At 67.2% G+C, this 17,840-nt stretch carries 1 protein-coding gene (only partly in view); it reads right to left on the reverse strand.

Annotated features, from left to right (window positions below; genetic code table 11):
• Positions 1 to 17,840, reverse strand: partial view of a non-ribosomal peptide synthetase gene (locus tag NP4_RS05310; protein ID WP_067992735.1) — the 3' portion only. It continues 2,527 nt past the right edge of the window; only the last 17,840 of its 20,367 coding nucleotides appear in the window; its start codon lies off the right edge, out of view; its stop codon occupies positions 1 to 3.

Below are 17,840 nucleotides of genomic sequence, written 5' to 3' on the forward strand. Positions count from 1 at the left end.
TCACAATAGATCGCGCAGGATGCGTCCTACCTTGTCCATATGCTCGGGGCGGTCGAAATCGCCGTGGGCGCAGTCGACTTCGAAGACGGTGAGCTGGCCGGTGATGGTTGTGCGCCACGCTTGTTCGATATCGGCGGCGAGGTCCGGGATTCGGTTGCCGTCGGCGTCCACGGCGCCGCCGAAGATTGTCGCGTCGCCGTGGTGCACGGGGGTGGTGTAGCCCTCCAGGAGTCTGCTGTTGTTGATGAGGACCCGGCTGGCGCGCTGGACCAGTTCCCGAATGACCGGGGAGTCGAGTTCGTTGCCGAATCTGTCGGTGGCCCAGGCGCGGACGCCCTCCACGGCGACTTCGTCGGGCATATCGGGTTGGTCGGGCAGCCGTACCGGGGGTCGGCTGTCCATCAGGCCGAGGAAACCGATCTGCTTTCCGCGTTCCGAAAGTCGGTGTGCCAGTGCGTGAGCGACGATGCCGCCGTAGGACCAACCCAGCAGGAAGTACGGGCCCTCGTCCTGAATGCCGAGTATGCGGTCGGTGTAGTCGTCGACCAGCTCCTCGAACGAGGTGGCCATCGGTCCACCGTCCAGGCCCCGGGACTGCACGGCATAGATCGGCCGATCGGGCAGATGGGTGCCGAGTTGCTGATAGAACCAGCCCAGCCCGCCGCCGGGATGCAGGCACCACAGGGGTTTCTCGGAACCGGAGGCCTTCAGGACCAGCACCGGGTCGAAATCCCGGCCCGAGTCCGCCGCGTCGTCCAGGCGGGTCACCAGTTCGGCGACCGTCGGCGCGTCGAATATCACCCGCACGGGCACGTCGACGTCCAGCGCCGCCCGGATGCGGCTGGTGAGGCGGGTCGCCAACAGGGAATGTCCGCCCAGAGCGAAGAAATCGTCGTCCACTCCGACCCGGTCGAGTCCGAGGATTTCGGCGAACAGGTCCGCCAGTACGCGCTCGCGCTCGCTGCTCGGCGGCCGATATTCCACCGAGGAGGCGAATTCCGGATCCGGCAGGGCCCCGCGGTCCAGTTTTCCGCTCGCGGTCAGCGGCATCGAGTCGATGACCATGACGATCGCGGGCACCATGTAGTCGGGTAGCCGTTCACCCACCCACCGCCGCACGTCCGCGGAGAGCACGCCGGTTTGTGGATTATTGGCGTGAACGGACGGATCGGTCACCGGCGCGGGGGTGAGGTAGATATCGGTCAGAGGGCGGCCGTCCACGGTCGCCGAATCGAGGAAGACCGCTTCCATCCGACCAGGTTCGGCAGACCAGGTGACCGCCGTGGTGTATCCGAAACGCTGTCCCATCTCGTGCAGATCCTCGGGCAGCAGACCCGACGCCACATTCTCCGCGACGACGGAGACCGGTTGCCCGGTTCGAATCTGTTGCGTCGCGTCGATCTGACCGATCAGTCCCGCATGCGGAATACCCGTGATACGAACGCCCTCCGGACGCTCGCTCGCCAGCAATTCCCGCAACCGGTCATGGTCTCGGAAGATCACTTTCGACACCGCCGCCGCCGACACCGGATCGCTCGGCGACCGGCGCAGAACCACGTCGTACCGATACCGGGTCAGTTCGTTGACCGCGCGGCCACGTTGGAGTTGGATTTCGACCGCGTCGAAACCGAGGCCGGTGAAATACTCCGGCGCCAACAGCAACTCCTGCTCGGCCGCGATGTCGCGGCGCACGCGATCACCGACGGCCACGGGATCCTCGCCGCCGTTGCGCGCGATCTGCACCGCGGTGGCGAATTCCTCCACCAGTGCCAGATTGCGCACATCACCGACGAATATCGCCCCACCCGGCGTCAGCAGCCCGCGCACCTTCTCGAGAACATCGCGCAGATAGGCCGGGCCGGGGAAATACTGGACCACCGAATTCAGCACCACGGTGTCGAAGTAGTTCTCGGGCAGGCCACCGGTGTCCTCGGCGGTCCGCACGCTCAATACGACCCGATCGGCCCATTCCGTGCCGAGTGCGTCCAACTGTCCCTGCAGCTTGTCGATGGTGGTCGCGGAAAAGTCTGTCGCCCAATACTCTTCGACCTCCGGTGCCACCTTCGCCAGCAGCAGGCCCGAACCCACACCGATCTCGAGCACCCGCCGCGGCCGCAACCCACGAATCCGCTCGACCCTGGCCATCCGCCACTCACGCATCTGCTCGACCGGAATCGGCTCGCCGGTATAGCTGCTGTTCCAGCCACCGAAATCCTCGCCGAATTCGGCCGCGGAGGCCGAGTACAGATCGTCGTACACGCGTTGCCACTGCCCGACCAACTCGTCCGAACCACCGATCGGACCCGACCGATCGGCGGTCACATATCCGATCAGCTGCTTGCCGCCGGCCTCCGCCTCCCGCGCGACCACCACCGCTTGCGACACCGAAGGATGCTGCGCCAGAACGGCTTCCACCTCACCCGGCTCCACCCGGAAGCCACGGATCTTCACCTGATCGTCGACGCGGCCCACGAACTCCAACTGCCCGTCTGCATTCCACCGCACCACATCACCGGTGCGATACAACCGACCGCCCGCCGCATCGAACGGATCGGCCACGAACCGCGACGCCGTCAACGACGACCGACCGTAATATCCCCGCGCCAACTGCGCACCGGCGATATACAACTCTCCCGGCACCCCCACCGGAACCGGGCGCATACCCGAATCCAACACGAACACCCGCACATTGCCCAGCGGACCACCGATCGGAACAACCGCACCCGACGCACCCACGGCATCGAAATCGGTCGCGAACACCGTCGTCTCGGTCGGACCGTACCCGTTCATGATCTGCACACGGGGGCAGCTCGCCCACGCCCTGCGGACCAGACCGACCGTCAGTTCGGCCCCACCGCACATCACCCGCCGCAATGTCCGCAGCCGATCACCGGGCACCGCTTCGACATATTCGAGCAGCCCCGACAGCAGCGGCGGTGTCGCGAACATCTCGGTCACCGAACAGGTTTCGACCAATCGTACGATTTCCGCCGGATCGGATCGCTGCTCACTCGCCACCACCAGCGCCCCGCCCCCGCACAGCGCCAGCCAGATCTCATAGGTCGACGCGTCGAACGCGACAGAGGAATGCACCAGCATTCGATCCCCGGCGACCATCGCGGCCTGCGACACCAGATTCGCCAGATTGCGATGGGTGACCCCGACGCCCTTCGGAACGCCGGTCGAGCCCGAGGTGTAGATGACATACACCAGGTTCTCCGGTCGCGCGGCGACGATCGAGGCGAGGCCGTCCTCGTCGGCATCGAGCGCGTCGAGACACAGCTGCGGTATCGCGTTGTCCGGCAGAGTTTTCGCGGTCGCCGAATCGGTCACCACGACCACCGGCGCGGCATCGGCGAGCACGAACGCCAGACGATCCGACGGATAGGCGGGATCTATCGGCAGATACGCGGCACCGGACTGCACGACCGCCACCAACGCGACCAACAGATCGACAGATTTCGGCAAGGCCACCGCGACGACGACATCGGGACCGACGCCACGCGAGATCAGCACCCGAGCAAGCTCTTTCGCCCTGTGATCGAGTTGCCGATAGGTCAGCTCCGCCGCACCGCACACCACGGCCACCGCATCGGGTGTCGCCGCCACGCTCGCCTGGAACAACTCGGCCAGGGTCGTATCCGCGAAATCGACGGCGGTCTCGTTCCACCCGCGCAACACGCGCTCGCGCTCACCGGCGTCGAGCACATCCACCGACCCGATCGTGACCTCCGGGGTCGAGGCGATCAGCCGCAGCAATCCCACCAGCCGCCGCGCCATCGTCTCGACGGTCGCGTGGTCGAACAGTTCGGTCGCGTATTCCACGAACCCGTTCCACGCGTGCCCAACCGGTGCATCGGCGACATTGAAGAACAGATCGAATCGCGACGCCGCGATCGACGCCGGATACGGCTCGAATCCGACACCCGCCAATTCGACCGTCGGCAGCGCATTGTTCTGGAACGCCAGGGCGACCTGGAACAAGGGGTGATACGCCGCCGACCGGGCCGGGTTGAGCAGCTCGACCAGCAATTCGAACGGCGCGTCCTGATTCTCGTATGCCGCCAGCGCCTTCGAGCGGACCTGTCCGAGAATTTCGGCGAACGACGCAGCCGGGGCGACGGCCGTGCGCAAAACCCAGGTGTTGACGAAGAACCCCACCATATCCGCCAGCGCCTCATCGGTCCGCCCGGCAATCGGCGAACCGATCGGAACATCCTCCCCCGCACCCAGTTTGAACAACAACACCGCCAACGCCGACTGCAACACCATAGACACGGTCGCACCCTCACGGGCGGCCAATCGCTGCACCGCGACCCGGGTTTCGACGTCGATGTCGAAATGGACCAGATCCCCACGGAAACTCGGAACCCGCGGCCGCGGCCGATCCATCGGCAGGCGCAATTGCTCCGGTATGCCGTCGAGCTCGCGCCGCCAGTAGTCGAATTGCCGCGACAGTACGCTGTCGGGATCGGTGGCCGATCCGAGCCAATCCTGCTGCCACAGTGTGTAATCCACGTACTGCACCGGAAGGGGTTCCCACTCGGGAGCACGACCGCCGATCCGCGCGGTGTACGCCACGGCGAGATCGTGCAGCAGCGGGGCCATCGACCAGCCGTCACCCGCGATGTGATGGATCACCACGACCAGCACACAGTCGTCGCCCCCGTGGCGGAAGACATCGGCGCGAATGGGGATCTCCGCCGACAGATCGAATCCGTACCGTACCGCCGCCGTGACCGCCGCATCCAGTTCCGCGGTCGCCACATCGGTCACGGTGACCGGCACATCGACCGCATCGAGCACCCGCTGCGCGGGCACGCCGTCGACGTCGACGAAAATCGTGCGCAGACTCTCGTGCCGGGCCACGACGTCACCGACCGCGGCGGCGAATGCCGACGCGTCGAACACACCGGTCAACCGCGCGGCCAGTGGAATGTTGTAGGTGGCCGAGGGGCCCTCCATCCGATGGATGAACCACAATCGCCGCTGCGCGAACGACAGTGGCACGACCTGCGGTCGCGGTCTGGTCGACAATGCCGGACGCACCCGTGCGCCCGGGTCGAGCCGAGTCGCCAACCGCGACACCGTCGGAGCGTCGAATACCGTCCGGATTGCCACCTCGATGCCGAGTTCCGCGCGAATCCGGCTCACCAGGCGCGTGGCCAACAGCGAGTGGCCGCCCAACTCGAAGAAGTTGTCGTCCACACCGATCCGCTCACGCCCGAGGATCTCGCCGAACAGCTCGGCCAGCACCCGCTCGCGCTCGCTGCCGGGCGCCCGGAACTCCGCCGATGAGGCGAATTCCGGCTCCGGCAGCGCGGCGCGGTCCAGCTTCCCGTTGGCGGTCAGCGGAATCGACTCGATCACCAGCACCACCGCGGGCACCATGAACTCCGGCAGCCGGTCGGCCACCCACCGACGCACATCCCGGCCGTCGAGCTCCGATCCGCCGGAGACGACGTATCCGATCAGCTGCTTGCCGCCCGCGCCGGTATCACGTACCGACACTACCGCCCGCGAAACCGAAGGATGTTGCGCGAGTGCGGCTTCCACTTCACCGGGCTCCACCCGGAAGCCACGGATCTTCACCTGATCATCGACACGGCCCACGAACTCCAACTGCCCGTCCGCATTCCACCGCACCACATCACCGGTGCGATACAACCGCCCGCCCGCCGCATCGAACGGGTCGGCCACGAATCGCGACGCCGTCGACCCGGCCTGCCCTCGATATCCGCGCGCCACATGCGAACCCGCGATGTACAACTCCCCGGCGACTCCCACCGGAGTCGGCGCGAGCCACGAATCCAACACGTATACGCGAACATTCGCCAGCGCGGACCCGATCGGCACCGCCGCGCCCGCGAAGGGCGCGCCCGCCTCGAACAGATGGTTCACCGCGAACGTGGTCGTCTCCGTCGGCCCGTACACGTTCACGATATGCGTATCCGGACACCGTGACATCGCACGCCGCAACAGTTTCGACGAGATCTCCTCGCCGCCGACCCACACCTGACGCAGGCCCGCGAATGCTTCGGGACTCTGCTCGATGACCAGTTCGAACAGCCGGGTGGTGAAGAATGCGGCCGTCACCCCGTTGTCGACCAGTGTCCGGCCCAGTGCTGCGAGGTCGTCATGATTCGACGGGGCGAGGACCACTCGCCCACCGCAGAGCAACGGCACCCATATCTCGTAGGTCGACGCATCGAAGGCGATCGAGGAATGCATCAGTACCCGGTCGTGCGATCCATCGCGCCACTGGGGTTTGTTCGCGAAGGCCACCACGTTGCGGTGGGTGACCGCAACGCCTTTGGGCACGCCGGTGGAGCCGGAGGTATAGATCAGGTAGGCGGTGTTGTGCGGGCGCACGGTGAGAGGTCCATCGAAGCCGGGCCCGCTGCGCAGATCCACCGTGTCGAGATACAGCCGCGGTACCGCACTGTGGGGCAGATCGTTCGCGGTGCTCTTGTCGGTCACGAGGACAACCGGCGCGGCCTCGCCGAGAATGAATGCCACCCGATCCGAGGAATACGCCGGATCGATCGGCAAGTACCCGCCACCGGCCCGCAGCACCGCCAACAGAGCCACGATCAATTCCGGCGATCTCGGCAATGCCACCGCGACAATCGCATCGGGACCCACTCCGCGGGAAACCAATACCCGCGCTAGCCGACTCGCGCGCGCGTCGAGCTCCCCGTAGCTCAGTTCCTCATTGCCGCCGACCAACGCGACCGCGTCGGGGTCGGCGGCAACCCGTGCCCGGAACTGCTCGATGATCGTGGTATCCGGGAACTCGACGGCGGTCTCGTTCCACCGCCGCAATACCGACTCACGCTCGTCGAGGCCGAGGGTGTCGACCGAGCCCACCGGAATACGCGGATCGGCCGCCAATTGCGCGAATATTCGCGCCAATCGCTCGGCCAGCGTCTCGACCGTCGACCGGTCCAGCACATCGGTGCGGAATTCGAGACGCAGGTGCAATTCGGGTACGGCATTGGCGATGAGGGTGACCGCGTAGTGCGACGGCGTATCGGGCCGCACCTCGGTGATGGCTATCTCGCTCGACGTCGCGGCCCGTCCGATCCCGGCCTGATCGACCGGATAGGACTCGAACGCGATCAGCGTATCGAACAGGACGCTCAACCCGACGCCCTGATGAATATCGCTCAATCCGACATGGTGGTGATCCAGCAGCGCGGCCTGACGAGCCTGCAGATCGGTCAATACATCGGCGAGGGCGTCACCGGGACCGAATCGCACGCGCACCGGCACGGTATTGATGAACAATCCGACCATCGAATCCACCCCGGCGATCGCGGGCGGCCGACCCGATACGGTCGCACCGGCGACCACCTCGCGGCGGCCGGTCGACACCGCCAGCAACAGCCCCCAGCCACCCTGCACGAGCGTGTTCACCGTGACACCGAGCGCGGTCGCCTGCCGACCCAGCGCCGCGGCGGTCTCGCCGCTCAGCGCGACCTCGACCCGACCGACCCCGGCACGCTCGGCTACGCCGCGTCGCCCGGCGTTGTCGGCGAGCAGGGTGGGCTCCCGTACGTCCTCGAGTTCTCGCACCCACGCCCGCACACCGGCATCCGAATCCTGCCGCCCGAGCCACATCAGGAAGTCCCGATAGTCCGGCGCGGCGGGCAGCCCGGCCGTGTCACCGCCGGAACCATAGAGCTGCAACAGATCTCGAAGCAGCAGCGGCAGCGACCACCCGTCCAGCAGGACGTGATGAGCGGTGAAGATCAGTTCGCAGCGCCCTTCGGGCAGCAGCACCAGCGTCAATCGCAGCAGCGGCGGGATGGCCGCGTCGAAATGCGCATCCCGTTCCTCGGCGGCCACGGCGGCCGGATCCGTTTCGGCGTCGTCGCGCAGATCCACTACACGCCAAGGCAATTCGACATCGTCGACGACGACCTGAATCGGAGCGCCGCGCGAATCGGCGGTGAAGCCCACGCGCAGATTCGGATACCGAATCAGCAGTCCGCGCCCGGCCGCACGCATCCTGTCCGGATCGACCGACCCGGACAGACCGAACACGACCTGCATGTGATAGGCGTCGAACCCGTTGTCCGCCAACGCCTGATGGAACAGCAACCCCGACTGCATCGAGGTCAGCGGCCATACATCCGCCAATCCGGGATACCGCTGTTCCAGGAGCTCGATCTCCCGCTGCCCCATCTCCACCAGCGGCAGATCCGATGGCGTCAGACCGCCCGCGCCAGAGGTGCGCGCATGACGGGCCAGACCCACCACCGCATCTCGCCACAGGTCGGCCAGTTCCGCCACCTCACCGTGCGCCAGCGCACCCACGGGTGCGGCGAAGACCGCCTGCAGGACCGGACCGTCGGCGGTGTCGATCACCATCGCGCTGACGTCGAGCACCGATGTCGCGGGCATGGCCGACAGTGCGGGATTCAGCGGCGTGATCAACTGCCCGGTGTCGACGGCGGGCGTCCAGCCCGCACCGCGCAGCCGCTGCGGCAGCAGATCCGACGAGGTGAGGCGGCCGAGGTAGTTGAATCCGATCTGCCCGGTCGAGAACTCCCGCAGCACAGCGGCGGTCTCGGGATTGAGGTATCGCAGCAGTCCGTAGCCGATGCCCTTGTCCGGCAGCGCGCGCAACTGCTCCTTCACCGATTTGAACAGCTCGCCCGCGGCGTCACCGCCCGCGCACAGCTCCTGCCATTCCGTCGCCGCGGCCCGCAGCCGCACCGGGAACATGGTCGTGAACCAGCCCACCGTATTCGACAGGTCGGCGCCGGGGACGATCTCCTCCTGACGGCCGTGGCCCTCCAGCCGGATCAGCACCGAATCCTCGGCGCTGCCGCGCGCCTGTCGCCGCCGCGCCACCGCCACGGCCAGCGCCGCGAGCAACCCGTCCTCGACGCCGCCGTGGTATGCCGCGGGCAGTGTGGTCAGCAGGGTTTCGGTGTCGGCCACCGGAATTCGCAGTTGCACATGTTCGGTGGTGGCCATCACATCGATCGCGGGATCCAACGGCCGCGAACCCAGCATCGGATCGGGACCGTCGAGAACCGAACGCCACCAGTCCAACTCCGCCACCCGCTCCGGCCGGACCGCCTCCTCGACCAGGCTGTGCGCCCACCGCCGCATCGACGTCCCCGGCGCCACGAACACCGGCCGCGATCCGCTCGCGACCAACTGCCACGCGAATACCAGGTCCGGCAGCAGGATTCGCCACGACACACCGTCGACCGCGAGATGATGCGCCACGATCGCCAATCGGCCCGGACGCCGCGCACCGGCATCGAACCACACGAACCGCACCATCACCCCCGCGGCGGGCGACAGCCGACCGACCGCCGTCTCCAGCTGCGAGACGATCACATCCTCGCGCGACTCGATCATTTCGACGCGATGTACGAACCGTCCCACATCGATCGACGCGGCCGGGGCGATCTCGAGTCCCGCCCCGCGCTCGTCCTCGACCAATCGTGACCGCAGCACGTCGTGACGATCCACGACCGCGGTCAATGTGGCGAGCAAACCCGCTCGATCGATGCCGATCGGCAGATCCAGCACCATCGTCTGACTGAACGCGTCGAATCCGGCCCCCAGACCGCGCACGAACCGAGCCACCGGCAGCAGTGGCATCCACCCGACGCCGCCCCCGGCCAACTCCGTCAGCACCGAATCCACCACGCGCCCACCGGCCACCGCCGCCAGCGCCGCGACCGTCCGCCGCTCGAACACCTCCCGCGGACTCACCACCACGCCCTGCGCCCGCGCCCGGGACACCACCTGGATCGAGCGGATACTGTCACCGCCCAATTCGAAGAAGTCGTCGTCGACACCGACGCGTTCGACCCCGAGCATCTCGGCGAATACCGCGGCGAGCACCCGCTCCTCGGCAGAGCTCGGCGCTCGGTACCGCGCCGCGGACGCCGATTCCGGAATCGGCAGCGCCGCGCGATCGATCTTCCCGTTGGCGGTCACCGGTATCGAGTCGAGCACCACGACCGCCGTCGGCACCATGAATTCCGGCAGCCGCTCGGAAACGAACTCGCGCACCCGAGCGCCGTCGACTCCGGCACGGTCGAGCACGACATAGCCGATCAGCCGTTTGCCGCCGGTCTCGGTCTCGACCGCGGTCACCACGGCGCGGGTCACCGAAGGGTGCTGTGCCAGTGCGGCCTCCACCTCGCCCGGTTCGACGCGGAAGCCGCGGATCTTCACCTGGTCGTCGGATCGGCCCACGAACTCCAACCGGCCCTGGGCATTCCACCGCACCATGTCACCGGTGCGATACAACCGGCCGCCACGGGGATCGAACGGATCGGCCACGAACCGTGCCGCCGTCAGCCCGGACCGGCCCCGATAGCCACGCGCCAATTGCGCACCGGCCACATACAACTCACCGGCGACACCGATCGGAACCGGAGCCAACCACGGATCCAGTACGTATACCCGGGTATTGGCCACCGGCATGCCGATCGGCACCGCACCGACCGTCCCCTCCGGCACGACCAGCGACGTCACATCGACCGTCGCCTCGGTCGGACCGTACAGATTGTCGATCCGGACGCCGCCACAGACCGCGTTCAGCCCGTGGACCAATCCTGAAGTCAAGGTGTCCGCGCCGGTGTCGATCCGGTCGAGACTTCGAAGCGGGTTGCAGCGCAACGATTCCACGTACTCGACCAGGGCGGTCAGCAGCGGCGGCGTGGCGAACATCTTCGTCACCGCCCAGGTCTCGATCAATCGCGAGATCTCCACCGGATCCGAGCGCTGCTCACGCGCGACGACCAAGGTCGCACCACCGCACAGCGCGGGCCAGATCTCGTAGGTCGAGGCGTCGAACGCGACGGAGGAGTGCATCAGCACCCAGTCCCGGGGACTCGTCGTCCACGCCTGCGCGACCAGATTCACCACATTGCCGTGGGTGATGCCGACGCCTTTGGGTACGCCGGTCGAGCCCGAGGTGTAGATCAGATAGGCCAGATTCTGCGGCCGCACCGCCACGGCACGATCGCTGCCCGCCTCGTCGTCGTCCGGATGAAGACGCGGAATCGCGTTGGGCGGCAGTACTTTCGCTGTGTCGGCATCGGTCACTACCACCACCGGGTCGGCGTCGGCCAGAATGAAGGTCAGCCGATCCGAGGGGTAGGCCGGATCGATCGGAAGATATGCGCCACCGGCCTTCCCGACCGCGACCAATGCCACCAGCAGTTCCGCCGACCTCGGCAGCGCCACCGCGACCACGGTGTCCGGTCCGACGCCGCGGGCGATCAATATCCTCGCCAGCCGATCCGCGCGCGCGTCGAGCTCACCGTAGGTCAGCTCCGAGTTCTCGCAGACGACGGCCGTGCCCTCGGGCGTGCGCGCGACCTGCGCCTCGAACAATCCGATCAGCGTGGCGTCCTGGAGCTCGACAGCGGTGTCGTTCCACCGGCGCAGCAGCAATTCCCGCTCGTCGCCCAGCAGATCCATCGCCGCCACCGCGATTTCGGGATCCGCGACGACCTGCTCGAAGATCCGGACCAGCCGCACGGCCATCGCGTCGACCGTCGGCCTGTCGAAGACATCGGTGCGATATTCCAGCCGGATGGTCAATTCGGGAGCGGCCCCGGCCACCACGGTCAGCGGGTAGTGCGTCGGCGCTTCGGGCCGCAGATCGGTGAGGGTCAGGCCGCTGGTGGTGACCGCCGCACCGATCCCCGCCTGGTCGACGGGATAGGACTCGAATCCGATGAGGGTATCGAACAGCACGTCCAGACCGGTCGCCCGGTGGATCTCGCTCAACCCGACGTGATGGTGTTCCAGCAGGGCGATTTGGCGGCGCTGCAACCCGGTCAACAGCTCTGCCAGCGTCTCGCCGTGCCCGAATCGTATCCGGACGGGCACGGTATTGATGAACAACCCGACCATCGCGTCGACTCCCGCGATCGCGGCCGGTCTGCCCGAGACGGTCGCACCGGTCAGCACATCGCGCCGACCGGTCGAGGCGGCGAGCAGAATCCCCCATGCCGCCTGCACCACCGTATTCAGGGTGATGCCGAGGCGACCGGCCCGCTCGCTCAATGCCTGTGCGAGCTGCGAGGTGATCGGCACGTCGACTCGGCCGACCTCCGTCGCGGCCGTACTGTCCGCGCTGCCCGCCAGCAGGGTGGGTTCCCGCACACCCTCGAGTTCCCCGACCCAGGCTCGCACCCCGGCGTCGATATCTCTGTGGCCCAGCCACTTCAGGAATTCGCGATAGTCGGGAACCGGCGGCAGGGCCGCACCGTCGCCGTACAGGCGCAGTAGATCGCGAATCAGCAGCGGCAGCGACCACCCGTCCAGCAGGACATGGTGGGCGGTGAAGATCAATTCCGAGCGACGCTCACCGGTCAGCACCAGTGTGAACCGCAGCAGCGGCGGCGACGCGATATCGAAGTTCGCGGACCGGTCCTCGCGCAGTATCAATTCCACCGCGGCGTCGCGGTCCGCCGCGGTGTGATCGCGCAAATCCACGACCTTCCACGGCAATTCGACGCCGTCGAGGACGATCTGGACCGGGACGCCGCGGGAGTCGTCGGCGAAGGCCACCCGCAGACTCGGATACCGATCGAGCAACCCCTGGCCTGCCGCGCGCATGCGGGCCGCGTCCATCCGGCCGGTCAGCCCGAACATCACCTGCATGTGGTAGGCGTCGAAACCCTTGCCCGCCAAGGCTCGATGGAACAGCAGACCCGTCTGCATCGAGGTCGCGGGCCATACATCCGTCAGTCCTGGATAGCGCTGTTCGAACACCTCGATCTCGCGTTGATCCAGCTCCACCAGCGGCAGATCCGAGGGCGTCAACCCACCCGCGCCCGAGCCTTCGGCATGTCGGGCCAGTCCGACGGCCGCGTCGCGCCACAACTCGGCCATCCGCCGTGCCGTGCTCGTGGCCAGCGCGCCGGTGGGATTCGCGAAGACGGCACGCAATACCGGGCCCGCGTCGCTGTCGACGACCATCGCGGTGACATCGAGCAGCGCCAGTGCGGGCATCGCGGGATCGGGGGTCGCGAGCGATCCCACCGCATCGCGACTCGGGGTCCACCCGCCGCCGCGCAGGCGTTCGGGCAGCAGCTCCGCGGTGGTCAGGCGACCGAGGTAGTTGAATCCGATCTGTCCGCTCGAGAACCGTTGCAGCACAGCGGATGTCTCGGAATCGAGGTATCTCAGCACGCCGTAGCCGATGCCCCGATCGGGGATTGCGCGCAGTTGCTCCTTGACCGACTTGAGCAGTGCGCCCGCCGCCGGGCCACCGGCGCAGACCTCGTCCCACGCCGTCGCGGCCACTCGCAGTCGGACCGGGAATATGCTGGTGAACCAGCCGACGGTCGACGACAGGTCGGCGCCCGCGACAATATGCTCCTCGCGGCCGTGGCCTTCCAGGCGAATCAACGCCGAATCCCCGGACATCCGCTGCCGCACCACCGCGATCGACAGGGCGGCCAGCAATCCGTCCTCGACGCCGCCGTGGAAGATCGCGGGCAGCGTCGTCAGCAGCGATTCGGTCTCGGCCACGGGAATTTCGACAACCGTATGTTCCACGGTCGCCATGACGTCGATCGCCGGATCCAACGGGCGTGCGCCCAGCATCGGATCGGGTTCGTCCACAACCGCACGCCACCACGGCAACTGCTCCGACAGCGTCGCGGCCTGTTCGACGAGCCCGTGCGCCCATCGCCGCACCGACGTCCCCGTCGCCGCCCACACCGGCGTGCGCCCGGCCGCGACCGCCTGCCACGCGGATGCCAAGTCCGGCAACAGAATCCGCCACGACACTCCATCGGTCACCAGATGATGCGCCACGATCGCCAACCGGCCCGGACGCCGCGGGCCGTCATCGAACCACAGGAACCGCACCATCACCCCGGCCGCCGGATCCAATCCGGCGGTGACCTCGTCGTTGTCGACGCGATGCAGCAATCGCTCCACGTCGATCGATCCGGCCGGCGCGACCTCGAGTCCCGCCCCGCGCTCATCGTCGACCAGGCGCGATCGCAGCACATCGTGGCGATCGATCACCGCGGCCAGCACCGCGACCAATTGCGTCCGATCGATGCCCAACGGCAGATCAACCGTCATCGACTGGCTGAAGGAGTCGAACCCGGCCCCCAGCTCCCGCACGAACCGAGCCGCGGGCAGCAACGGCATCCACCCGACCGCGCCGCCGGGCAACTCCATCGACACCGAATCCAGCGGGCGTTCGCCCGCGACCGCCGCCAGGGCCGCCACTGTCCGCCGGTCGAACACGTCCCGAGGGGTCACCTCGACACCTGCCGCGCGGGCGCGCGATACGACCTGAATCGACCGAATACTGTCTCCACCCAATTCGAAGAAGCTGTCGTCGACGCCCACCCGAGCCAACCCGAGCACCTCGGCGACCACCGCGGCCAGTACTTCCTCGGTGTGGGTCCGCGGCGCGCGATACGGCGTCGAGGCGGCGAATCGCGGCTGCGGCAGTGCGGCGCGGTCGAGTTTTCCGTTGGCGGTCAACGGCATCGAATCGAGCACCATGACCACCGCGGGCACCATGAACTCCGGCAGTCGCTCGGCGACGAAGGCGCGGATCTCCGTCCCGTCGGTATCGGCGGTGACGTAACCGATCAGCCGCTTCGCGCCGGTTTCGGTCTCGCGCGCGACCACCACCGCCTGGGATACCGAAGGATGCTGTGTCAGTGCGGCTTCCACCTCGCCTGGTTCGACGCGGAAGCCACGGATCTTGACCTGATCATCGATCCGGCCGACGAACTCCAACTGCCCGTCGACATTCCACCGCACCACGTCGCCGCTGCGATACAACCGCCCGCCCGACGCATCGAACGGATCGGCCACGAACCGCGACGCCGTCAACGAAGCCCGACCGTAGTAGCCGCGCGCCAGTTGCGCACCGGCTATATACAGCTCTCCCGGCACCCCCACAGGAACCGGCAGCAGCCACGAATCCAACACGTAGACACGGGCATTCGCGACAGGAGCACCGATCGGCACTACTCCCGTGAGGCCATCGGGCACGACCGATGAGGTCACATTCACCGTCGCCTCGGTCGGCCCGTACAGGTTCTCGATACGCGCACCCGCACAGACCGATTTCAACGCCTCCACCAGGCCGGCGGTGAGCGTGTCGGCACCGGTGGCGATTTCCGTCAGACTCGACAACGAATTGTCCGGCAACGTCCGCCCATAATCGACCAGGGCCGACAGCAGCGGCGGCGTCGCGAAAATCTTCGTCACCCAACGGGTCTCGACCAACTTCGCGATCTCCGCCGGATCCGACCGCTGCTCGGTCGCCACGATCAATGTCGCGCCGCCACACAGGGCAGGCCAGATCTCATAGGTGGAGGCGTCGAAGGCTATCGAGGAATGCGCCAGTACGCGATCTCCGGTTGTCACCGACCGCGCCTGAGAAATCAGGCTCACCAGATTGCGGTGCGTTATCCCGACCCCCTTCGGAGCCCCGGTCGAACCGGACGTGTAGATCAGGTACGCGAGGTTCTGCGGCCGCGCGACAGTGATCCGGTCCAGGCCCTGATCGGCGTCGAGCCGGTCGAGGTAGACATGCGGTATCGCATTGTCCGGCAACAGTTCGGCGGTCGCGGTATCGGTCAGGACTGCGATCGGCGCGGCGTCGGCGAGGACGAAGGCCACTCGATCGGCGGGATAGGCTGGATCGATCGGCAGATAGGCCCCGCCGGCCTTCGACACCGCCACCAAGGTCACGATCAAATCCGCCGACCGCGACAAGGCCACCGCGACAACGGTATCCGGCCCGACCCCCCGCGAGACCAGCACCCGCGCAAGCCGCTCGGTCTGCTCGTCGAGCGTCCGGTAGCTCAACTCGGTTCCCGCACAGACGACAGCGACGGCCTCCGGCGTCCGGGCGACCTGTGCGCGGAACAACGCGTCCACCGTCCGGTCCGGAATTGACACGTCGGTAGCGTTCCACCGGCGCACCGTCAGATCCCATTCGTCGCCATGGAGGATATCGAGGGAACCCACGGCCGCGCCCGGGTTGGACACCGCCTGCCGCAGTAACACGGTGAACCGCGTGACCATCGCCTCGACCGTCGAACGATCGAATATCTCGGTCGCGAATTCGACCAGCCCGCTCCACATCCGTCCGGCCGGAGCGTCGGCGATATTGAACAGCAGATCGAATCGCGACGTGCCGGTGGACACCGGATAGGGCTCGATACCCACCGACGGCAGTTCCAGCTTCGGCAGCGTGTTGTTCTGGAATGCCAGCGACACCTGGAACAGCGGATGATGCGACGCCGACCGGACCGGGTTCAGCAGCTCGACGAGCAGTTCGAACGGGACGTCCTGATTCTCGTAGGCCGCCAACGCTTTCGCCTTGACCTGCCGGAGGATTTCCGCGAACGATGCCCCGGAATCCACGCCTGTGCGCAGCACCCAGGTGTTGACGAAGAATCCCACCAGATCCGCCAGCGCCTCATCGGTCCGCCCGGCGATCGGCGAACCGATCGGAACATCCTCCCCCGCACCCAGTTTGAACAACAACACCGCCAACGCCGACTGCAACACCATCGACACCGTCGCACCCTCACGCGCGGCCAACCGCTCCACCGCGAGGCGGGTCTCGGCATCGATGTCGAAACTCACGACATCGCCGAGGAATTCGGCCGTCCGCGGCCGCGGGCGATCGGTCGGCAGACGCAATTGCTCCGGCACCCCGTCGAGCTCGTGTCGCCAGTACTCGAACTGCCGGGACAGCAGACTGTCCGGATCCGCGGCCTCCCCCAGCAATTCCCGTTGCCACAGCGCGTAATCCGCGTACTGTACCGGCAGCGGCTCCCACTGCGGCGCATACCCTTCGCACCGGGCCGTGTACGCGACCGACAGATCGCGCAGCAGCGTCGCGACCGACCAGCCGTCACCGGCGATGTGGTGCATCAGCAGAACCAGCACACAGTCGTCGCCGCTACGAAATACGGTGGTGCGCACCGGAATTTCCGATGACAGATCGAATTCGTGTCGGACCGCCGCATGCACGGCCGCATCCAATTCGTCGGCCGCCACCTCGGTAACCGTGACCGCCCCCTCGACATCGAGGATCCGCTGCACAGGCACACCGTCGGCCTCGGCGAATACCGTGCGCAGGCTTTCGTGCCGCGCCACGACATCACCGATCGCCGCCCGCAAGGCCGGTATATCGATCGCACCGGTCAGCCGAGCCGTCACCGGCAGGTTGTAGGTGGCGGACGGGCCCTCCAGCCAATGGATGAACCACAGCCGCCGTTGCGCGAACGACACGGGCAACACGGCCGGGCGCGGCCGGGCGGTCAGGGCCGGACGAATCCGCTCGCCCGCATCCATACGGTGCGCCAAATGCGCGACCGTCGGCGCGTCGAAGACGGTGCGAATGGGCACCTCGACGCCCAGCACCGCCCGGATCCGGCTCACGAGCCGCGTAGCCAGTAGCGAATGACCGCCGAGGGCGAAGAAGCTGTCGTCCACACCCACGCGGTCCAGCCCGAGCACCTCGGCATACAGTTCCGTCAGCTGCCGTTCGCGCGGGGTGCCCGGGGCCCGGTACGCCACCGAGGATCCGATCTCCGGCACCGGCAGCGCCGCGCGGTCGACCTTTCCGTTGGCGGTCAGGGGAATCGATTCGATCACCACCACGGCCGCGGGCACCATGAAATCGGGCAACCGTTCGGCCGCGAAGCCGCGCACCCGTGCCCCGCCGAGTCCGGTCGGATCGGCGGAAGTCACATACCCGATCAGCTGTTTGCCGCCGCTACCGGCATCGAGCGCCACCACCAGCGCGCGCGATACCGAAGGATGGCGCGCCAGAACGGCTTCCACCTCAC

Origin of the sequence: Nocardia pseudobrasiliensis NBRC 108224 (genome assembly GCF_001613105.1) — a bacterium.
GTDB classification, from domain to species: domain Bacteria; phylum Actinomycetota; class Actinomycetes; order Mycobacteriales; family Mycobacteriaceae; genus Nocardia; species Nocardia pseudobrasiliensis.